The sequence below is a fragment of the Streptomyces sp. NPDC038707 genome (assembly GCF_040636485.1).
In the GTDB taxonomy this organism is placed as follows: domain Bacteria; phylum Actinomycetota; class Actinomycetes; order Streptomycetales; family Streptomycetaceae; genus Streptomyces.
On record NZ_JBEZUP010000027.1, the window covers coordinates 23,188 to 42,729 of the forward strand.

20 protein-coding genes and 3 pseudogenes are annotated in these 19,542 nt (G+C 74.7%); 9 read left to right on the forward strand and 14 right to left on the reverse strand.

What is annotated here, in order from left to right:
• Positions 1–66: 66 nt before the first annotated feature.
• Together AB0E62_RS29145 and AB0E62_RS29150 are read right to left on the reverse strand one after the other, a co-directional pair.
• Complete coding sequence (locus AB0E62_RS29145) at positions 67–834, reverse strand: ABC transporter permease (protein ID WP_362200380.1); 768 nt, start codon at positions 832–834, stop codon at positions 67–69.
• Between the two features lie 532 nt (positions 835–1,366).
• Positions 1,367–1,654, reverse strand: a pseudogene (locus AB0E62_RS29150) (class I SAM-dependent methyltransferase); the annotation flags it as partial.
• Positions 1,655–1,913: 259 nt separating this feature from the next.
• On the opposite strand from AB0E62_RS29150, the gene AB0E62_RS29155 reads away from it, so the two are divergent.
• The 3 genes and pseudogenes from AB0E62_RS29155 to AB0E62_RS29165 all read left to right on the forward strand — a co-directional run bounded on the left by AB0E62_RS29155 (position 1,914) and on the right by AB0E62_RS29165 (position 4,056).
• On the forward strand, positions 1,914–2,888 hold the full coding sequence (locus AB0E62_RS29155; RefSeq protein ID WP_362200173.1) for an L-threonylcarbamoyladenylate synthase: 975 nt from the start codon (positions 1,914–1,916) through the stop codon (positions 2,886–2,888).
• 185 nt (positions 2,889–3,073) lie between these two features.
• Positions 3,074–3,352 (forward strand): annotated as a pseudogene (locus AB0E62_RS29160) (amidohydrolase); the annotation flags it as partial.
• Positions 3,349–4,056 carry a sulfite exporter TauE/SafE family protein gene (locus tag AB0E62_RS29165; protein WP_362200176.1) on the forward strand — a complete coding sequence of 236 codons (708 nt, stop codon included), beginning with the start codon at positions 3,349–3,351 and terminating at the stop codon, positions 4,054–4,056. The pseudogene AB0E62_RS29160 and the gene AB0E62_RS29165, both read left to right, overlap by 4 nt.
• Before the next feature lie 37 nt (positions 4,057–4,093).
• Here the strand turns inward: AB0E62_RS29165 and AB0E62_RS29170 are convergent.
• Positions 4,094–5,118, reverse strand: a pseudogene (locus tag AB0E62_RS29170) (substrate-binding domain-containing protein); the annotation flags it as partial.
• A gap of 162 nt (positions 5,119–5,280) precedes the next feature.
• A complete protein-coding gene (locus tag AB0E62_RS29175) occupies positions 5,281–6,174 on the reverse strand; it encodes an aminoglycoside phosphotransferase family protein (RefSeq protein WP_362200179.1) in 894 nt (297 codons plus the stop codon).
• A gap of 287 nt (positions 6,175–6,461) precedes the next feature.
• Here AB0E62_RS29175 and AB0E62_RS29180 point away from each other — a divergent pair, with 287 nt between their 5' ends.
• A complete protein-coding gene (locus tag AB0E62_RS29180) occupies positions 6,462–7,160 on the forward strand; it encodes a response regulator transcription factor (protein WP_362200182.1) in 699 nt (232 codons plus the stop codon).
• A gap of 10 nt (positions 7,161–7,170) precedes the next feature.
• Here the strand turns inward: AB0E62_RS29180 and AB0E62_RS29185 are convergent, their stop codons facing one another.
• On the reverse strand, positions 7,171–7,581 hold the full coding sequence (locus AB0E62_RS29185; protein WP_362200383.1) for a pyridoxamine 5'-phosphate oxidase family protein: 411 nt from the start codon (positions 7,579–7,581) through the stop codon (positions 7,171–7,173).
• Positions 7,582–7,776: 195 nt separating this feature from the next.
• Here AB0E62_RS29185 and AB0E62_RS29190 point away from each other — a divergent pair, with 195 nt between their 5' ends.
• Together AB0E62_RS29190 and AB0E62_RS29195 are read left to right on the forward strand one after the other, a co-directional pair.
• Complete coding sequence (locus tag AB0E62_RS29190; protein WP_362200185.1) at positions 7,777–9,591, forward strand: GAF domain-containing protein; 1,815 nt, start codon at positions 7,777–7,779, stop codon at positions 9,589–9,591.
• Between the two features lie 99 nt (positions 9,592–9,690).
• Positions 9,691–10,380, forward strand: coding sequence for a pyridoxamine 5'-phosphate oxidase family protein (locus tag AB0E62_RS29195; protein WP_362200187.1), 690 nt, complete (start codon positions 9,691–9,693; stop codon positions 10,378–10,380).
• 66 nt (positions 10,381–10,446) lie between these two features.
• On the opposite strand, the gene AB0E62_RS29200 is transcribed toward AB0E62_RS29195, so the two are convergent.
• The 4 genes from AB0E62_RS29200 to AB0E62_RS29215 form a co-directional block, all read right to left on the reverse strand.
• The gene (locus AB0E62_RS29200) at positions 10,447–10,899 is read right to left on the reverse strand and encodes a universal stress protein (protein ID WP_362200190.1); all 453 of its coding nucleotides are present in this window, start codon (positions 10,897–10,899) and stop codon (positions 10,447–10,449) included.
• 128 nt (positions 10,900–11,027) lie between these two features.
• Complete coding sequence (locus tag AB0E62_RS29205; RefSeq protein ID WP_362200193.1) at positions 11,028–11,465, reverse strand: cyclic nucleotide-binding domain-containing protein; 438 nt, start codon at positions 11,463–11,465, stop codon at positions 11,028–11,030.
• A 146-nt stretch (positions 11,466–11,611) separates the two neighbouring features.
• Positions 11,612–12,256, reverse strand: coding sequence for a DinB family protein (locus AB0E62_RS29210; protein WP_362200196.1), 645 nt, complete (start codon positions 12,254–12,256; stop codon positions 11,612–11,614).
• 111 nt (positions 12,257–12,367) lie between these two features.
• Positions 12,368–12,634 (reverse strand): hypothetical protein, encoded by a 267-nt coding sequence (locus AB0E62_RS29215; protein ID WP_362200198.1) that lies wholly within the window; start codon positions 12,632–12,634, stop codon positions 12,368–12,370.
• Between the two features lie 215 nt (positions 12,635–12,849).
• Here AB0E62_RS29215 and AB0E62_RS29220 point away from each other — a divergent pair, with 215 nt between their 5' ends.
• Both AB0E62_RS29220 and AB0E62_RS29225 read left to right on the forward strand, forming a co-directional pair.
• Positions 12,850–13,236: a VOC family protein gene (locus tag AB0E62_RS29220; RefSeq protein ID WP_362200201.1), complete on the forward strand. Its 387-nt coding sequence runs from the start codon at positions 12,850–12,852 to the stop codon at positions 13,234–13,236.
• A 41-nt stretch (positions 13,237–13,277) separates the two neighbouring features.
• Positions 13,278–14,285, forward strand: a complete 1,008-nt coding sequence (locus tag AB0E62_RS29225) for a 2-hydroxyacid dehydrogenase (protein WP_362200204.1) — start codon at positions 13,278–13,280, stop codon at positions 14,283–14,285.
• A 19-nt stretch (positions 14,286–14,304) separates the two neighbouring features.
• On the opposite strand, the gene AB0E62_RS29230 is transcribed toward AB0E62_RS29225, so the two are convergent.
• The 3 genes from AB0E62_RS29230 to AB0E62_RS29240 form a co-directional block, all read right to left on the reverse strand.
• Entirely contained in the window at positions 14,305–15,405 is a 1,101-nt protein-coding gene (locus tag AB0E62_RS29230; protein ID WP_362200207.1) for a histidine kinase, read from the reverse strand.
• Complete coding sequence (locus tag AB0E62_RS29235; protein ID WP_362200210.1) at positions 15,402–16,055, reverse strand: response regulator transcription factor; 654 nt, start codon at positions 16,053–16,055, stop codon at positions 15,402–15,404. The genes AB0E62_RS29230 and AB0E62_RS29235 overlap by 4 nt, the downstream gene beginning before the upstream one ends.
• 159 nt (positions 16,056–16,214) lie before the next feature.
• The gene (locus AB0E62_RS29240) at positions 16,215–16,856 is read right to left on the reverse strand and encodes a histidine phosphatase family protein (RefSeq protein ID WP_362200213.1); all 642 of its coding nucleotides are present in this window, start codon (positions 16,854–16,856) and stop codon (positions 16,215–16,217) included.
• A 290-nt stretch (positions 16,857–17,146) separates the two neighbouring features.
• Here AB0E62_RS29240 and AB0E62_RS29245 point away from each other — a divergent pair, with 290 nt between their 5' ends.
• A complete protein-coding gene (locus AB0E62_RS29245) occupies positions 17,147–18,088 on the forward strand; it encodes a hypothetical protein (protein WP_362200215.1) in 942 nt (313 codons plus the stop codon).
• A gap of 22 nt (positions 18,089–18,110) precedes the next feature.
• On the opposite strand, the gene AB0E62_RS29250 is transcribed toward AB0E62_RS29245, so the two are convergent.
• Together AB0E62_RS29250 and AB0E62_RS29255 are read right to left on the reverse strand one after the other, a co-directional pair.
• Complete coding sequence (locus AB0E62_RS29250; protein WP_362200218.1) at positions 18,111–19,298, reverse strand: lanthionine synthetase LanC family protein; 1,188 nt, start codon at positions 19,296–19,298, stop codon at positions 18,111–18,113.
• Positions 19,299–19,364: 66 nt separating this feature from the next.
• On the reverse strand, positions 19,365–19,520 hold the full coding sequence (locus tag AB0E62_RS29255; protein ID WP_362200221.1) for a hypothetical protein: 156 nt from the start codon (positions 19,518–19,520) through the stop codon (positions 19,365–19,367).
• Positions 19,521–19,542: the final 22 nt, after the last annotated feature.

A 19,542-nucleotide genomic window follows, 5' to 3' on the forward strand; every position in this document is an offset into this window, starting at 1 on the left:
ACCGTTTCTGTGCGGGATGTGCCGGATGTGCGGGACGGAAGCGGATCGGGCCGCGCCGGGCCGGTGCTAGGCGCGGCCGCGCCAGGGCACGACGGCGCGCTCCAGCCGCAGCAGCAGGCCGTCGATGATCAGGCCGGAGGCGCCGATGGTGAGGATGCCGACGAGCACCACGGGGGTGTTGTTGTAGTTCGCGGCGTCCTTGACCATGCCGCCGATACCGGGCAGCCCGTTGACCAGCTCGGCGGCCACCAGCGAGGAATAGGCCACCCCCACGGCCAGCCGGATCCCGGTGAGCGTTTCGGGCAGCGCGGACGGGACGACGACATCCGTGACCACGTTCCACCGCGAGGCGCCGAGGGCCCGGGCGGCCTCGGTCAGACTCCTCGGCACGGCCGCGACGGCCGTGGTGGTCGACACCGCCACGGGCGGGAAGGCGGCCACCGCCAGCAGCGTGATCTTCGGCTCCTCGTTGATGCCCAGCCAGATGACGAGCAGGGAGAAGTACGCCAGCGGTGGCAGCGTGCGCAGGAAGGTGATCCACGGTTCGAACAGCGCGCGCAGCCAGCCGACGGTGCCCATGAGCAGCCCGAACAGCACCCCGAGGACGATGCCGAGGCCGGCGCCGGCGGCGATGCGGCGCAGACTGATGCCCAGGTGCTCGACGAGGTAGGTGCCGTTGTACCCGCGTACGCCCTCGTGCGTCGTGGACACGTCGACGAACGCGTCCCACACCCTGGCCGGCGGCGGGACCAGTGTCTCGCTCCACGTGCCGCTCGCCGCCAGCAGTTGCCACAGCACGAGGAAGACGATCAGGGAGCCGGACGGCAGCAGCACGGGACGGGCGCGCACCCATGTGCGCCGTGCCGGGAAGGACCGTCCGGGCGGCGTGCCGGGGGCGGGTGGCTCGGTGGCGGCGGGCCGGGACAGCGGGGGAGTCGTGGACACGGGCGTCCTCCAGGGGACGCCGGGGAGGAACGGCCTCAAGGCAGAGGGGGAGGGGCCGGCCCCGGCGTGAGCGATGCTGAACGATGCGGACGGAGCACCCCGGCAGGGCGCGACGAGGACCCTCGTCCGGGTGACGTCACCGGACGGCGAGGGGTGCGGAAAGAGACCGGATCAGCGACAACACGCGCCCGGGCGCCGGCACAGGTCGATGACCAGGCGTCGCACCAGGGGCTCGGAGATCATGAGACCTATTTGTACAACAGGCGCATCCCCCGGCCAAGAGCCATCCACTCCGTGGAACACAGCCGCTCACGGTCCGGGCACGGCACGGGTGCCGTGCCCGTCGCGGAACGAGCACGGCCGTGGGCGGGCACGGTCGTCGCCCGGCCCTGACGACCACGCCCGGCCCGCTCCTCCCGTCGATGAAGTGACCGCCCGGCCTCAGGGCGCGCGCGAACAGACCGAGGACCTGGGGAAGGACGGCGCGGGGAAGATCGAACAGGGACCACCACCCGAGTACGCCGCTCGACGACCCCTCCGGCAGATCGAGTTCGGTGGCGGAGGCGACACCGAAGCGGCAGTGCGGATGAAGGCGGCGCGCGTTCCCGATCATGCGGGAGGAGAGATCGACCCCGGACACGTCGAGTCCGCGGTCGGCGAAGGCGTCGATGGACGCCTTGAGCCACGGATGGCGACGGATGTCGCCCATGCCCGTCGTCGCCACCCTGCGGGCGTAGTTGTCCGCCACCCGGTCATAGGACCCACGGACCGCGTCGAGAGTCGGGAAGCCCCCGGACGATCGCGAACGGACGCTGCGTCGCTTTCGGTTCCTGGCCGGCGAACCTGGTGCCGGGATGATCTTCCCCTCCGCTGCTGAGCGTCCGCCCTGTCGGTGCTCATGTGAGCGTGCTTCGCATCATTGGATGCGGGCGGTCGGGGAGGAGTGGGACAGTGAGAAAATTACCGGCGTGATCGCAACAACCACTGACATCGAGAAGGCGGCCGAGGTACTGCGCGCCGGGGGCCTGGTGGCCCTGCCGACCGAGACCGTCTACGGTCTGGGCGCCAACGCCGAGGACCCGGCCGCCGTCTCGCGCATCTTCCACGTCAAGGGGCGCCCGCCCTCCCATCCGCTGATCGTCCACATCGGCGGCGCGGACCACCTGGACGAGTGGGTCGAGGAGGTGCCCGCGACGGCGCGCCTGCTCGCCGAGCACTTCTGGCCGGGCCCCCTCACCCTGGTCCTGCGGCGCGGCCGACGGGTGCCTCTCGAAGCGACCGGCGGCCTGGAGACGGTGGCCGTGCGCGTGCCCGACCACCCCGTCGCACTCGCGCTGCTGACGGCCTTCGGCGGCGGTGTCACGGCCCCGTCCGCCAACCGCTTCGGCTCGGTCAGCCCCACCACGGCGGACCATGTCCGCGCGGAGCTGGGCGACGCCGTCGACTTCGTGCTGGACGGCGGCTCCTGCGAGGTCGGTGTCGAGTCGACCATCGTCGACGCCACGGGCGACGTCCCGAGCATCCTCCGGCCCGGCGGGGTGACCCGCGAGGACCTCGAAGCGGTGCTGGGGTGCCCGATCGCGGTCCCCGCCACGAGCCAGGTCCGGGTGCCGGGCCAGCACCCGTCGCACTACGCGCCGCGTGCGCGGGTCGTCCTCGTCGAGCCGGAGAAGGTCGTCGTCGAGGCGGAGCTCGCCCAGGAGCTGGGAAACCGGGTGGGCGTCCTGCTTCCCCCCGCCCTCGCCGGCGCTCCGGTGAAGGCGCACGCCGTGGTGGCGGTCCCCGACTCGATGGCCGCCTACGCGCGCGGGCTCTACGGAAACCTGCGCGAGCTGGACCAGCGAGGGTGCGACCTCATCGTGGCGTCCCTGCCGGCGGAGGAGGGGCTGGGACTCGCGATCGCCAACCGGCTCCGCCGCGCCGCGGGACCCCGGTCTTCCTGACCGATCGTTCCAGAACGAGGTGCCGGAGACGCGACCGTTCGGGGGGCACCCGCGGTGCCCTCGCGGGCGCTCCCGGGCCTGATCCCGCGGGCCCGGAGGAGGCGGCGGCGCCTGCCGCAGCCGTGGCCGCGGTCGGCGCCCGGCCGACGCGCGGTCCCCGGCCCCCTGGACCGCGCACCGGCCCCCTCGTCGACATCGGCACCCCGGAACTCGCGCTCTCCTGGGACCTGCCCTGGGAGCTGGTACGGCGCGGCAACCGGGACCAGATCACCGCCGTCTTCGTCGCCGGGCGGATGCGCGTGTGGCAGGGCCGGCCGGCCGACTGGGACGGGGCCGCCCTGGTGCGACGCGCGGCCGAACTGGCCCGTGCCACCGTCGGCAGGGCGGACATCACCCGCGCGCACCGCACCTCCACCGCGGCACGGGCACAGCACCGGTCGCGGCAGCGGAAGGCGGCACAGTGACGGCACAGACGCTGACGGTCCTCGCCCTCACCGTGGCCGTGGCCGCGTTCGTCCAGGGCAGCAGCGGGCTCGGCTTCGCGCTGATCGTCGCACCGGTGGCCGGAATGCTCGATCCCCACCTGGTCCCGGTCTTCGTCCTGGCCTCGATGATCCCGCTCAACCTGTACGTCGCCTGGCGCGAGCGGGCCTCGCTCGACCTGCGCGGCGCGGGCTGGATCACCGGGGCGAGACTGGCCGCCACCCCGGCCGGACTGGCGGTGCTCTGGCTGATCCCGGAACGCGGCCTCGGGGTGTTCGTGGGCGTCTCCACGGTGCTCGCGGCCGTCGTGAGCCTGGCCGCGCCCGCCGACCCCGGCCGGGCCGCCTATGCCGGCGCGGGCGCGGTGACCGGGCTGACGGAGACCGCGACCGGGGTCGGCGGGCCCCCGCTCGCGCTGGTCTGCCAGCACCGGCCGCCCGCCGAACTGCGCTCCACCGTCGCCGCGTGCTTCCTCGTCGGCGAAGTCGCCTCCCTGGCCCTGCTGTTCGGCACCGGGCAGGCGCAGGCCACGGAACTCGGCCAGGCTGTCCTGCTGCTGCCGGCCATCGCCGCCGGCGCGTGGCTCAGCCGACTGGTGCACCACCGGCTGGACGCGCGCAGGATGCGCCTGTTCGTCCTGGTCTTCGCCCTGGTCTCCGGGCTCGCCCTGGTGCTCGGGGTCTGACGGCCACCCGGACGGGTCCGGGCTCAGGCCCGGGCGGCCGGACCGACGAGGCCCGGGCGATCACCCGCGGCTCGGGGGACACCACCACCGACGGCGTGGCGGTGTCCCCGCGCAACCGGCCGAGCAGCAGCTCCACGGCGTCGGACGCCGCCCGGTCCAGATGCAGGTCGACCGCGGTGAGCGGCGGCTCGCAGGTGCGGGAGCGCAGGCCGTCGTAGCGGGTGACCACCATGACGTCGTCCGGTACCGACCGGCCGCTGTCCCGGACCGCCCGGACCGCGCCCACCGCGAAGGCGTCCACCAGCGCGCAGACCGCGTCGATGCCGGGATGCTCGGCGAGCAGGGCGGCGCACCGCTCGTACCCCGCCCGCTCACCGCCGGACTCCGGGACCCTCGCCAGGACCGGCGTCCAGCCGTACTCCCCGGCGATCCGCTCGTACGCGGCGACGGCGTCCACGGACGAGTGCCGCCCGCCGGCGCCCACCATCAGCGCCGGCCGGACGGCACCCTGCTCGTGCAGGTGCCGCAGCAGCAGCTCCGCGACCGTCCGGCCGCGCAGGTCGACGTAGGGGGTGTCCTCGTCGGGCGCCGCCGGCCGGCCGAGCGCCACGTACGGCAGCCCGCGCTCGCGCAGCTGGGCCGCCGCCGCGTCCTCGACGTCCGGTTCGACCACGATGGCCCCGTCGATGTCGACGGAGTACAGCGCCGAACCCGACTGCACGGGCGGCACCAGGACGAGGGCGTAGTCATGGAGCAGGGCGCGCTCCGCGGCGGCCGCCGCGACCTCCATGTAGAAGCCGAGCCGGGACGGCCCGCCCGCCACCGAGAACGGCATCGAGGAGGCGAGCGCGATCACCTTGGCCTGCCCGCGCCGCAGCCGCTGCGCCCGCAGATTGGGCCGGTAGCCGAGGTCGGCCGCGACCTGCCGGATGCGCTCCCTCGTCCGGGGGTCGACCTGCCCAGCCCGTTGAGGGCGTGCGACACGGTCGTGCGTGAGACCCCGGCGACGCGTGAGACATCCGCGATCGTCGGCGGCTTGGGGCCGGGGGCGGACGTAGGCAGCTGCGCGGCCACTCCTCGCTGGCGGGAACGGCGGACCCGGCCATTTTCACCGACCCCGCGCGGTCCGGTGTGCCCCGGGCGCCCTCGCGCCACTCGGCGGCCGCATCCTCCGACGCGGTCCCGGTGGCGTACGTCTGCTGGCCGGACGGCGGGGGCAGCGGCTCAGCGGCCCGCCAGGACCTGCCCGAGGACATGGCGGGCGTTGGCGGAGATGACCGGGTTGGTGTGCCGGTAGTACGGCAGTTGCACGACCGCCATCGACAGGGCCCAGCCGCGCCCCCGCTCCCAGGTGGCCTCGTCCACGTCGACGCCCTCGCGGAAGGTGCGTCGAGCGGCCGGCGTGAACAGGTTCCAGGCCGGAATGAGGTCGATCGCGGGGTCGCCCACGCCCACCGTGCCGAAGTCCAGGACCGCGGTCAGCCGGCCGTCGGCGCCGAGCAGATTGCCCGGCATGAGGTCGGAGTGGGTCCAGCAGGGTGCCCCCGCCCAGTCGGGGGCGGTGAGCGCCTGCTCCCAGGAGGCGAGGAGCGCGTCGGCGTCGAAGGGCTCGTCCGTACGGCGCAGCGCCTCGATGGCGGCACGCGTCTGAGGGTCGGCCCCGCGCAGCGGACCGCCCCGGTAGGCCGGGGGACCGCCGTCGAGACGGGCCGTGCGCATCGCCCTGACGAACGCCGCGAGATCGCGGGCCAGACCGTCGTCCGCCGCGCCCTCGGCCAGGACGTCGCCCGCCAGCCACCGGTGGACCGCCCACCGCCACGGATAGCCCTCGGCCGGTTCCCCCAGTGCGACCACCTCCGGGATCGGCACCGGCAGCAGCGGCGCCAGCCGGGGCAGCCAGCGGGCCTCGTGGTCCACGCTCCCGGCGCCGCCTTCCAGCAGGGGCAGACGGACCGTCAGACCGGTGCCCACACGGTAGACCGCGTTCACCGTGCCGCCCGAGGCGAGCCGGGTCACGGGCAGCTGAGCCCACTGCGGAAACTGCCCGCGCAGCAGACGCCGCACCAGGTCCGGGTCGGTGGCGGCCTCTCCCTCGTGCATCTTCCGGGTCGTGGTCATGGGGTGGGTGAGGCTCCTGTTCGTGCGCGGGGACGGGTGGGGCTTCGTGCGCGGGGACGGGTGGCGCGGACAGGACGGTCGTGGGTCTGCCGGTACGCCCGCCGGGCGCAGGAGCGCCCGGAAGGACACCCGTTCTGCCCGACAGGTCACTGGAGGATCACAGGGGAGAACCCGGACCGGCGCAACCGATTTCCCCGGTGCGCGTAAGGGCCGGACGGCCCTGTCGCCCGGGTCCGTAAGGGACCAGGATCGGCAGGAGAGCCGAGAGTACGTGACAGGGAGTTGCCATGGCGGAGCGCGCGCAGACCGGACCCGGGAACCCGATCCGGGTCTTCCTCCTCGACGACCACGAGGTGGTCCGGCGCGGAGTGCGCGACCTGCTGGACGACGAGCAGGACATCACGGTGGCCGGAGAGGCGTCCACCGCCGCACAGGCCCTGGCCCGGGTCCCCGCGCTCCGCCCCGACGTGGCCGTCCTCGACGTCCGGCTGCCGGACGGCGACGGGGTGACCGTCTGCCGGGAGCTGCGCTCGCGCCTGCCGGAGCTGGCCTGTCTGATGCTGACCTCCTTCGACGACGAGGAGGCGCTGCTGGATTCAGTCATGGCGGGTGCGTCCGGCTACGTCCTCAAGCAGATCCGGGGTTCGGACCTGGTCTCCGCGGTGCGCACGGTGGCCGGCGGGCAGTCGCTCCTGGACCCCGGCGCCACCACCCGGCTCCTGGCCAGGCTGCGGGACGGGCGGCAGGAGGATGCCGAGCCGGACGGCCTGCCCGGGCTGACCGAGCGGGAGCGGGAGATCCTGGCCCTGATCGGCGAGGGGCTCACCAACCGGCAGATCGGCCGGCGGCTGTTCCTGGCCGAGAAGACGGTGAAGAACCACATCTCGCGCCTGCTCGCCAAACTCGGGGTCGAGCGCCGGGTCCAGGCGGCCGTCCTCGCCACCCGGCTCCAGAGCCGCCCGCGCGCCGGCGGGCCCCGGACATGAGCGGCGCCGGTCACATCCCCGACAGCCGGCGTCCGGTGACCAGATCCGGTGCGATGCGCACGAACACCCCGCCCCGCAGGGGCCGCCAGGAGTCCGGGCCGCACCGCGCGAGGCGCGCCCGCTCGGCCGCGTCCGTCACCAGGGCCGCCCGGCCGGTGACGACCACACTCCAGCCGCTGTGGGCCGCCGCGTCGAACTCATCGGCCTCGAACGCGACCACGGCGCCGTCGACCGCCCGCACCAGCTCCGAGTCCGCCGATGTGCGCAGCACCACGGAGGAGTCCGCGTCCAGACGGAAGTTGACCGGCAGCACGGCGGGCAGCGCTTGCCGGGTGTACACGATCCGGCCGACCGGAACCCGGCCCAGCAGGCGCAGGCAGGCCTGTCTGCCGAGCGCGCGGAAGTCACCTTGGTGAAGCAGCACCGGGCCATCGTGGACCCGGGCGGCCGTGCCGGGAAAGGGCCGATGGGCCCTGTCCGCGCGGCCGGAAACCGCCGCCGCCCACCGGGCCGCCGGCGTACCCCCGGACCCCGCGCCAGGGCCGTCCGCCCCGGCCGCTACCGTGATCCCGGGCGGAACGGCCGTGCGCGGGGCGAGGTTCGGGGAGGTACGGCGGTGAAAGGCTCCGAGGGCGCCGGTGAGGCGCACGTCGTACGGCTGCCGCAGCTGAGACTGGACGAGCTGCTGGAGGAGTTGCAGGCTCGTCTGGACGCCGCCCGCGGCACCCAGCACAAGGTGCACACCCTGCTCGAGGCCGTGGTCTCCGTCGGCCGCGAACTGGACCTGGAGCAGGTGCTGCGCGGCATCGTGGAGGCGGCGGCGGACCTGGTCGACGCCGAGTACGCGGCGCTCGGCGTGATCGGCACGGGCGGCACACGGCTCTCGGCGTTCGTCACCCACGGCGTCGACGCGGCCGGCATCGCCCGCATCGGCCCCTACCCGGAGGGCCACGGCATCCTCGGCGAACTGATCCGCCACCCGGAGCCGCTGCGGCTCGACAAGCTCTCCGCACACCCGGCGTCGTACGGCTTCCCGCCGAACCATCCGCCGATGAACACCTTCCTCGGCGTACCCATCCGGGCCCGCGACCGGGTCTTCGGCAATCTGTACCTCACCGAGAAACGCGGCGGGCTGCGGTTCGACGAGGACGACGAGTCGCTGGTGTCCGCGCTGGCCGTGGCGGCGGGCGTGGCGATCGACAACGCCCGGCTGTACGAGGAGTCCCGGCTGCGGGAACGACGGCTCGCGGCCAGCGCGGAGGCCAGCAGCAGCCTGATGTCCGGCGCGGACCAGCACGAGGTGCTGGCGCTCATCGCCGAGCGGGCGCGGGACATCAGCGGCTCCGCGCTCGCCGCCGTGGCGACCCCCGTGGACACCGGCGCGCTCGCGGTGGAACTGGCCATCGGCCGGCAGGCCGACGCCCACCGTGGCCTCGTGCTGCCGGTGGAAGGCACCCTGACCGGCCGGGCCTTCGCCCTCGGCGCCCCCGTGAGCAGCCCGGACGTGGCACGCGACGAGCGGGTCGCGGCGGGCCCGCCGCGGTTCGCCGGACTGGGCCCGGCCGTCGCCGTCCCGATCGGCCGCGAGGACCGGGTCCGGGGCGTGGTCCTGCTGGCCCGGGAGACGGGCGCGGGGGACTTCTCCGACAAGGAGACGGAGCTGCTGAGGGGCTTCGCCGCGCAGGCCGCCGTCGCGATGGAACTCGCGGAGCGCCGCCGGGACGCCGAGCAGATCGCGCTGCTGGAGGACCGTGACCGGATCGCCCGGGACCTGCACGACCTGGCCATCCAGCGGCTGTTCGCGACGGGCATGACGCTGCAGAGCGCGGACCGGTTCATCCAGCACCCCGAGGCCGCCGAGCGGGTGCGGCGGGCCGTCGACGACCTGGACGAAACCATCAAGATCATCCGATCGGCCATCTTCGGCCTGCGCGCCGACGACCGCGACGGGACACCCGGGCTGCGGGCCCGTACGGTGCGCGTGGCCGGCGAGGCGACACCGGCACTGGGCTTCGCGCCCAGTGTCCGGATGGAGGGCCTGCTCGACACCCATGTGCCCCGGGAGACCGCCGACCACGTCGTGGCCGTCCTGTCCGAGTCCCTCGCCAACATCGCCCGGCACGCCCACGCCGACCGCGCCGGCGTGGCGCTGGAGACCGACGGGACCGAGGTGCGGCTCACCGTCACCGACAACGGCGTCGGCATCCCGCCCGGAGGCCGTCGCAGCGGCCTGCGCAACCTGGCGGAACGCGCCCGGAACCTCGGCGGCGGCCTGGAACTCGGCCGTCCGGAGGGCGGGGGCACCCGGCTGGTCTGGCACGCGCCCCTGCCCGGCCGGAACCCGGGCCGGGGGCCCGCCGGGGCCGGGCCGGACGGCGGCCCGTGCGCGGGGTCACCCGGGCGGAGCAGCGCCGGGACCGAACGGACGTAGCCCGCGGGGACCGAGGACCGTTTGACCGGGCCCGGCCCGGTGGGATCGGTCATGGTGGACGTACGGGGCGACGGTCCGCAGCCCGAGGAGTGAGGAACCATGGCCGAGCACAGACCACCGGAACAGCCGTCGCCCACGGACGGCGGGCCCCCACGGGGCGACCTCGGGCGCCGCGTCGAACAGCGCCGCAGGGAACTGGGCCTCACCGTGGAGGAACTGGCGTTCCGGGCGGCCATGGCCCCGTCCTACATCGAGCACCTGGAGAAGCACAGCACCGCCGCACCCGAGGCCGGTACGCTCCTCCGGCTGGCCGGGGCCCTGCGGACCAGCGTCACGGAACTCGGCGGCGGTCACGTCGACCTGCCGTCGGGCCTCGGGAACGCCGCCCGGGCGCCCCGCTTCACCGAGCTGGGCGAGGAGGACTGCCGTCGGCTGCTGTCGACGCACGGCGTGGGCCGGATCGCGGTGTCCACCGAGGCCGCCCCGGTCGTCGTACCCGTCAACTACAGCGTCATCGACGACGCCCTCGTCTTCCGGACGCAGGCCGGGACGGTCGCGCTCCAGGGACTCGGCCGGGAGGTGGCCTTCGAGGTCGACCGCGTGGACGACGCGCTCAGCCAGGGCTGGAGTGTCGTGGTGCACGGCACGGCCGAACAGGTGACCGACCCGGACGCCGTGCGCCACCTCGCCGAGCGGGCCCACAGCGCGCCCTGGGCGGGCGGGGAACGCGACGTCTGGGTCCGCGTCGGGATGAACACCCTGACCGGCCGGCGCATCGACACCTGGTAGCCGACGGCTGTCCGGCCAGGTCCCCCGCGGCGGAGCAACGGCCGGAGCCGGTTCCCCCGCTCCGGGTCAGCGTGGCCGGTCCTGGTCCGCCCGGACCACCACGACCGGGCAGGCCGCGTGCTGGGCGCAGCGCAGCCCCACCGACCCCAGGAACGCGCGGGCGAAGCCGCCCCGCCCCCGGCGGCCCACGACGAGGATCTCCGCCCCCTCCGAGGCGGCGATCAGCACGTCGGACGGGTCGCCCTCCACCAGGATCTCGCGCATACCGGTGGGCCGCTTGTCCGGGAAGACCGCGCGCATCTCCTCCGCGAACCGCTCCTGCGCCTGCTCCAGGTCGAACTCGGGGTCGATCGCGGGCCCGGCCCAGCCGATGGCCGACGGCGTGTCCCAGGCGCACACGGCCTCCACGAAACCGCCGACCATCTCCGCGTACCGCGCCGCCCAGCGCAGCGCCGCGTACGACGACGGGGAGCCGTCCACACCCGCGACCACGCGGATCTTCGGTTCAGGGGGTTGCATGGCCACCTCACCAGCTGTCGTTGTCGGTACCCTCCACGCTGCCCGGGCCGACGGAACTGTGCCAGCCGGGAAGCCTTCTCCGGCGCTCCCCTGTGCGCGCCGCGTGGTCAGACGAGGCTTCCGCTGCGCTAGGGGGCGTACAGGCCGAGCAGCCGGACGCGGCACACGTGCAGCCGCTCGACGAGCACCCGGCCGACCCAGCCCGCCATCGCGCGGCCGAACCCCGGGTCCTCGGCGCACATGGCCCGGACCGTCCCGCCGTCGAACTCCCACGCGCGCACCGGACTGACTGCCTCGGCGCCCAGGTGCCACAGGTACGGCGGGTGGTACCAGGACCAGCCGACCAGCTGGCCGTGCCCGAGCGAGGCGACGACGGCGGGACGCCGGCCGGGAACGCGCAGATCGAGGGCGACCGTGCCGGTGCGGACGATCCACAGCCGGTCGGCCCGCCGGCCCTCCTCGAACAGCCGGGTCCCGGCCTCGAAGGACACCTCCCTGGCTGTCCGCGTCAGCCGTTCGCGGTACTCGGCGGGAAGTGCCGCGTTCATGGTGGTGGCGGAGGTCATCACACCGGCTCCCTTCGTGTGGTCTGCCCCCAGCCTGAGCCGCTTGTGCCGCCGCCACCACGGGCCGCCCGGCCCGCCCCCCGGGGCCCTTCGGCCCCGTCCGCCGGGGTCCCGGCCCGTGCCCCCCGGAGCGGGGCACCGTTCTCTCAGGGGCGTTCGCGGTGGCGGCCGTCCTGGGCGCGGGCGTGGTACAGGTCGCGCAGGAGGGCGATCTCGGCTCCGTGGTGCAGCAGTTCCTGGTTGACCCACCACACGATGTCCAGGAACGGCTCCTCCGGATCGCCGCCGTGCGGGTAGGTGCAGTACCCGACCGTGTCGAGAGCGGTGTCGTCGGCGCCGAGCAGGGCTCTCCGCCAGGCCACGGCGCCGGTACGGAAGGCCGCCACCGCCGTCGCCGCGTCGCCGCTGATCCGGTAGTCGTCCCGGGTGAGCCGGTGGCCGCCGGCGGTGTGATCGGCGCGCAGGGTGAGCATCTCGCCGAGGTGGCTCAGGCGCCACGCGAGGGTGGTGAAGGGCGGCGGCCAGGGGTGCGGGTGAGCGGCCGCGTCGCGTCCCCAGTCACCGGCGCCCGCCAGGTGCGTCGCGCGGGGCCCGGGCCCGTCCTCGCGCCGCCGTACCGACCAGCAGCCCGGCACCGGCTCCCAGAGGTGTTCGTCGTCCGTCATCGGACCGACCGGGGTGTCCGCCCCGTCGCCGCTGTCCATGACGGGGCCTGTCATGCGGTCGGCGAGACGCCTGTACGCGAAGTCGAACTGCTCCAGCAGCGGCAGCAGGCGGGGCGGCACCGTCATCGCAGGCTCCTGTGTCGAGACCGGTCGGGACGATCCGCCACACTCGCACACCCACGACGGAGCCGCGCCCGGTTTTCCGCCGCCCCGCCCGGGTGGGGTCCCCGGCCGCCCCTACTGCGGCGCGCGCCGGCACGCCTCGAAGGCGATCACCGCGGGGACGTAATCCCCCCGCAACTGGGCGTAACAGGACCGGATGGCCTCCTCGGTGCCCGCGGCCCCGGTGAGACAGGCCCGCTGGACCACCTCGGGATTCGCCTGGGGGTGCTGCTCCAGCACCGTGTAGAAGCAGGCCTGCGGCGAGGCGTGGGCAGCCGGGGCGGCGGCGACGGCACCGCCGAGCGCGAGGACGAGACCGCTGAGGGCAGCAGCGAGACGCATGGGGACCACGGTTCCTTTCCCAACCGGCGTGACCGGGGATGGTCACGCTGTGTAGTTGTTCCAGTGGGGAGAGTGCCCGCGCCCGTGGGCGGTGATGCGGCGGGGGACGGGGCGCGGAGAGTGAAGGAGAGGCGCGTGCGGGGACACCGCTGCGCGCCCCGCGTTCATGGCGGACGATGGCCTCAAGGTCCCGTCGCTCCCCGGAGAGAACCCGTATGAAGATCCACCTGACCAACGTCTTCGTCGACGACCAGGACAAGGCCCTGCGCTTCTACACCGGCGTACTGGGCTTCGTGAAGAAGCACGACGTTCCGCTGGGAGAGGACCGGTGGCTCACCGTGGTCTCGCCGGAGGACCCCCACGGGACGGAACTCCTGCTGGAGCCCTCCGGCCATCCGGCGGTGCGGCCGTACAAGACCGCGCTGGTCCAGGACGGCATCCCGGCCGCCTCGTTCGCCGTGGACGACGTGCGGGCCGAGTTCGACCGGCTGCGCCGGCTGGGCGTGCGGTTCACCCAGGAGCCGGTGGAGACGGGCGCGGTCACCACGGCCGTCCTGGACGACACCTGCGGCAACCTGATCCAGCTCGTGCACACCCCATGAGCGCTCCCGCGCCGACGAGGGATCCTGCGAGAGGAGCGCGCGTGGAGGTCGTGGCGTACGGCGTCCTCTCCGATGAGGAACCCCTGCTCAGGGCCGCGTTCGACAAGAGGTTCGACGGACGGCACGCGCTGCGCTGCCTCGGACTGTTCCTGGACCGGGACACCGCCCCCACGGCCGCCGGCCACGAGATCGTGCTCAGCAGCGTCAACGACACCCTGGACGCCGGCGTGCTGCGCACCCTGGCCGCGGGCGGCACCCGGATGATCGCCCAGCGGTCCACCGGATACAACAACATCGACCTCGCCGCCGCCGGGGAACTCGGTGTCACGGTCGCCCGCGTCTCCGCCTACTCGCCGTACTCGGTCGCCGAGTTCGCCTGGACCCTGGCCCTGGCGGTCAACCGCCGGATCGTCCGCGCCGCGCACCGCACCCGCGAGTTCGACTTCCGGCTCGACGGCCTGATGGGCCGCGACCTGCGCGGCCGGACGGCCGGCGTGGTCGGCACCGGGAAGATCGGATCCGCGTTCGCCGCGATCGCCCACGGGTTCGGAATGCGGCTGCTGGGCTGGGACATCGCGGAAAATGCCGACTGCCTCGCCCTCGGCATGGAGTACGTGCCCCGCGAGCGGCTGTTCGCCGAGTCCGATCTCGTCAGCCTGCATGTGCCGCTGCTCCCGGAGACCCACCACCTCGTCGACGCCGGCACGCTCGGCCTGATGAAGGACGACGCGATCCTGGTCAACTCCAGCCGCGGCGGCCTGGTGGACACCGACGCCCTGCTGGCGACGCTGCGCGCCGGCCGGCTCACCGGCGTCGGCCTCGACGTGTACGAGGAGGAGGCCGGTGTCTTCTTCCTGGACAAGTCGCTGGAGGTGATGACCGACGAACGCCTGGCCCGGCTGATGACCTTCAACAACGTCCTGCTCACCTCGCACCAGGCGTACTTCACCGAGGACGCCGTCGGCCAGATCGTCCGCACCACCGTCTCCAACGTCGAGGACTACCTCGCCGGCCGCTCCGGCGGCAACACCCTCGTCGCCGTGCCGTGAACCCCTCGGACCCGTCCCGTCACCTCGTGTCCTCGGCCGGCAGCACGACGCACAGCTCGTACCCCCCGTCGCCGGTCGGGCCCGAGGTCATCGTGCCGCCGAGGAGTTCGGCGCGCTGACGCAGCCCGAGCAGACCGTGGTGGGCGCCGGGCAGGGGCAGCGGCGGCTGGGTCGGCGCCGTGTTGGTCACCCGGACCCGCACGGAGCCGTCGGCATGGCTCAGGTCGATGTGCGCGGTGGCCCCGGGAGCGTGTTTGCGGGTGTTGGTCAGCGCCTCCTGGACCGTGCGGTAGACCGCGCGCTGGACGGTCGGCGGAAGACCGTCGGGCAGGGCCATGCGCAACTCGGTCCGGATGCCGCAGTTGTCGGCCAGCCGCCGGATGTCGCTGAGCGCCGGCTGCGGCGTGAGTTCCGTGGGGTGACCGCTGGAGGCGCGCAGCACCCCGACCATGTGGCGCAGCTCGTCCAGCGTCTGCACGCTCAGCCGCCGGATCGTCGCCGCGGCCTCCCGGGTGTCCGGATCGCCCGCGCCCACCTGCAGCGCCCCGGCGCGTACGGCGATCAGACTGACCTGGTGGGAGACGACGTCGTGCATCTCCCGCGCCAGCTGGGCGCGTTCCCTGGCGAGGACGGCCTGCGCGGTCAGCAACTGCTGGTGGTCACGCGCCTCCGAGATCTCCGCCAGCCGCAGCGACAGATCACGGCGGGTCCGCACCAACTGCCCCAGGAAGACGGCCGCCGCCGCCGTGGCCGCGCTGTAGCCGAGCGCGATCAGCGTCGGGGTACGGGTCAGATCCAGCTCCGGTGACGGCAGCGACGTCGTGTCGCCGACCGCGAACGCCAGGGCGCACCCGACCAGCAGGGCCCGGGGGCGGCTGGACGAGGCGAGCGTGTACAGCGCGGCCAGGCAGGCGAAGACCGCGTCGGACAGCAGGACGGCGGGCAGCGTGAGCAGGAAGGTGAGCAGCGGCCGCGGCCGGCGCAGCAGCAGGGCGACCGCGGCGGCCAGCGCGCAGGCCATCCGCAACGGCTCGTCGATGTCCCAGTGCGCCCACACGTCGAGGAGGGCCATGGCCACGGCCACGCCGTCCAGGAGCAGCGGGGACGGCCGGCGGGTCATCCCGCGCCCTCGGAGAGGAGCCCGGCCCGCTGGGCGAGCAGGGCGGCCTGCACCCGGCCGCTCACCCCAAGCTTGGTCAGGATCGCGCTGACATGGTCCTTCACGGTGCCGGTGCTCAGGTGCATCCGGGCCGCGATGTCGGCGTTCGACAGGCCCTCGGCGATCAGGACCAGCACCTCGCGCTCGCGCTCGGTGAGCCGTCCCAGCGCCTTGGGCGGGCGCTCCTGCGTCCCGCCGTTCAGATAGCCGTCCACCACGGTGCGCGTCACCTTGGGGGACAGCACCGTGCCACCACGGGCCAGGCTCTGCACCGCGGGCGGCAGCGCCTCGGGATCGGTGTCCTTCAGCAGGAAACCGGCGGCGCCCGAGCGCAGCGCCGTCTCCACGTACTCGTCCATGTCGAACGTCGTCAGCATGGCCACCACCGGAGGCTCCGGCAGCCGCCGGATGTCGCTCAGCACGGTCAGCCCGTCCACGTCCGGCATGCGGATGTCCAGCAGGACGACATCGGGGCGGGTCTCCCGCACCGTGCGCAGGGCCTGGCCGCCGGAGACCGCCCCGACGACCTCGATGCCGTCGGCCGCGTCCAGGATGCGCTGGAAGCCCGTCCGGATCAGGGCTTCGTCGTCGACCACCAGTACCCGGATCACGTGTGCTCCAGCCTGTGTGGGAGTACTGTGTTCCGATTCGTACCACGCCGGGCGCGTCGTCGCCGCCGGGGGCGGCGGGCAAGGTCTTCACGGCCCCGGGCAGCCGGGGCGCGGGACCGTCGTCCCGTGTTGCGCGGTGGCCGTGCGGCGGTGGTCAGGTCACGGCCGTCCGGCGGGGCACAGCCGCTCCCGGCCGGCAGGCAGGGTGAGCACGGCGGCGGGGACGGCCCCCCGGGCCGTCGCCGGCGGCCGCCGCGGTGCCGCGGGCGGGGCGAGCCGGGCCGTCCAGTGGCCGTCGCGCAGCGTCAGCGTCACCGCCGACAGCGGTGGCACCCGCAACTGCCAGAAGGCACGGGCGGGTACGGCCAGGGCATGGACCAGCGAGGCCCGGATGACGGCGGCCTCGGTGATCACGAGGAGGCGCCCCGGTCCGGCGGGCAGCGCCGTCAGCCAGTCCGCCGTGCGCGCGCAGAGCCGGGCGACGGACTCGCCGCCGTGCGGTACGGCCTCGGGATCCGTCAGCCAGGCGGAAAGGCCGTGCGGGTCCTCGGCCGCGATGTCCGCGAGCGGGCGGCCGGTCCACGCGCCGTAGTCCAGGTCCCGCAGGACCTCCTGCGGCACGGCCTCGACCGCCAGGGCCTCGGCGATCCGCCCGCAGCGGGCGGAGGGCGCCCGCAGGGCCCGCGTGTACGGCGGCAGGGCCACCCGTGCGGCGCCGGCCCCGCGCTCGTTCCCGACGACCGGGTCAGGGCCGCCCGGCGTGGCGGTCGCGCACAGCATCGTCAGTCGCACGGTCACCATCCGACCTCCTTCTCCGCACGGAGCGGCATGTCACCGGCACCCGGTGAGCAGGGTGGTGCTCGTCAGTCACCACACTCCCGGCAGGACGAGCGGTTCAGCCATCCGGCAGGTGGCCGGACCACCCCCGCCGGGTGGCGGGAGCCTCGTCCGCGCGGTGAACGGGCCGCCGCCCGCGCCCCCCCGACAGGAACGGGCGTACCGGCGGTGGCCGGAACCCGACCCCGGCCGGCCGGCCGCGAAGAGAATGGCGGGCGCCCGGCTTCCCGTACCGGCCCCGTTGGAGGAGACCCATGCCCCTGCCCCGGCTGCCCCGGCCCGCGCCCGCCGACGCGCTGCTGGTCTGCACGTGGTACGAGGACGGCGAGGCCCAGTGGGGCGAGCTGCCGGCCGTGGCCGGCGGCCGCAGGGACGGGGATCTGGTCGTCCTCGGCAGCGGCGGGGTGCGGCTGCGCCCGGCGGAGGATCCCGCGTGGGACGACCTGCGCGGCGGCTCCGTACCGGCACTCCTCCCGGCCGGCGGCCCCGTGCCGCCGGTCGCCGTCCTGGCCGATCTGCCGGCGCGCTACGGCGGCGGGCCGCTGCTCGTGGACCTGACGGCGACACCCGGCCGCGGGGCCCGGGTCCCGGCGGCCCGGCTCGGTGAGATCCTGGCCGCTCTGCTCGACGCCACGCTCACCTTCGACGACCTGGTGCGCGGCCTGGACACCTCCGGCGTCTACCAGGGAGGCAGCGACCGGCCGGCCTTCCCCACGCCGACGGCCGTGACCCGCCGGTCCTTCCCCGAGCTGCCCTCGGCCTCCGCCTCCCTGCTGGTCCGGACCGCGTACGACGACGAGGCGGGCTGGCGCGCCCTGCTCGACGAACTGGGCGGCATTGACGAGGGCGGCTGGATCGGCCCGGACCCGGACGCGGACGACCACCCGGAGGCGGACGACTACCCGTGGGAAGCGGTGGTCGTGGACGACCCGGTCTACGCCGGTCTCCAGCCCGGACAGGTTCCCGCGCTGGTCCCGCGCGGGGAGCACACCACCATGGTCGCGCTCGCCGACACCGGGACCTTCACCCGGCCCGGCCGCCCGCTGACGGTCGTCGACCTGTACGACACCCCGGGGCACACCGCCGTACTGCCGTGCCGTCGGGTCGGCTCGATGGCCTGCAACCTGGACCTCGGCAACATGGACTTCCGGGACTTCGTGGCCGCGGAGGGCGTGCGGCCGTGGTGGGAGGAGTGAGCGCGCCGGCCGTGGCCGGCGGTCAGCGCAGCCCCAGACACGGCAGCCAGTCGCGGGGCGCCCCGTCCACGGCGGTCAGCAGCGCGGCCAGCACCCCCGGGGGACCGGTCAGCAGGTCCGCGGGCCACCCGGCGAGGGGCAGGGCGGCCGCCCTGGCCGTCAGATGTGCGACGAGCCGGTCCTTCAGCGCGCCGGCCGCCGGCAGCCGGGCGTGCCGGTCGAAGGCGTCGGCGACCGCCAGTACGCCCGCGGCCCCGTGGCACAGCCCGAGCCGGTCGCCGGGGGTGTCACCGAAGAGGTGGAACGTCTCGTCGTAGCGCTCGGCGAGCGTGGTGAAGGCGGACGCGGCCCAGTCGGCGGCGGCCCCGTCCCCGAGGGCGTCGGCGGCGTCCCACAGGGCCCAGGCGACCCCCGGCGTGCCGTAGCACCACGCCTGGCGGGGATCGGCCTCGGGGGAGGGCGGGTGGGCGAGTCCGGCGCCGGGCCAGGTGCGGATGCCCCGCTCGTCGTCGTACGCCTGACGGACCAGCCAGCGGGTGGCCCGGCGCAGGGCCCCGGCGAGGTCGTCGGCGAGGCCCGTGTCGGGGTCGGTGCGGCGTAGTGCGGCGGTGAGCGCGGTGACGAGCCCGGCGACGCCGTGCCCCATCCCGGTGTTGATCCGGCCCTGCATCCAGGCCAGGAGCGGGTGGTCCGCGTACTGGCCCGCGCGCAGCCGCCCCAGTTCGTCCTCGTCGCACAGCAGCGCCAGATGCGCGGCGAGGGGTCGCGGCACGGGCCGCGCCTCTTCCGTCGCGCACAGGGCGAGCAGCAGGCCGGAGGGGCCGGAGATCAGGTCGTAGTCGGGAAACGCGACCCCGTGGGCGCGGTACCGGAGCGGGCGCCCGGCGAGGTGGGTGCCGAGCCGGTCGGCCGCGGCGCGCAGCCCGGGGTGCACCCGGGCGCCCAGGCGCAGGCCGACGAGCGTGCCGGCCAGGCCCCCGTCGTACAGGGCGGGGTGGGACGGCCCGCGGCCCGCCGTGCGGGACCACACGGCCACGGCGGCCGGAGACGCCCGTTCGTCCGCGACCAGGTGCGCCAGCACCGGGATCCCGGGGTCGCAGAGGTGCCCGCCCCGCTCGGGCGCCTCGGCCCAGTCCAGCAGGTAGCGGACGGCGAGGCCGTGGACGTCCTCGTGCGGCGGTGCGGCCGGTGCGGCCGTGTCGTGCGGCATCGTCCTCCAAGCGTCGTCGCGGGCGGGGCGGAGCCGCCCGCACGGGCGGGCGGCTCCTGGGGGTCGTCATCCACAGATGACGACCGTGGCACAGATGACGATCGTGCACAGACCGCTGCAGCCGTTGGTGTACACGGACGCCGTCGGCAGGTCCTCGTCGGTGATCCGCTCCTCGAGGTCGCTGATCAGCGTGTCGAGTTCGGTGATCTCGTTTCCGGGCATGGGACTTCCCCTTTCACTGTTC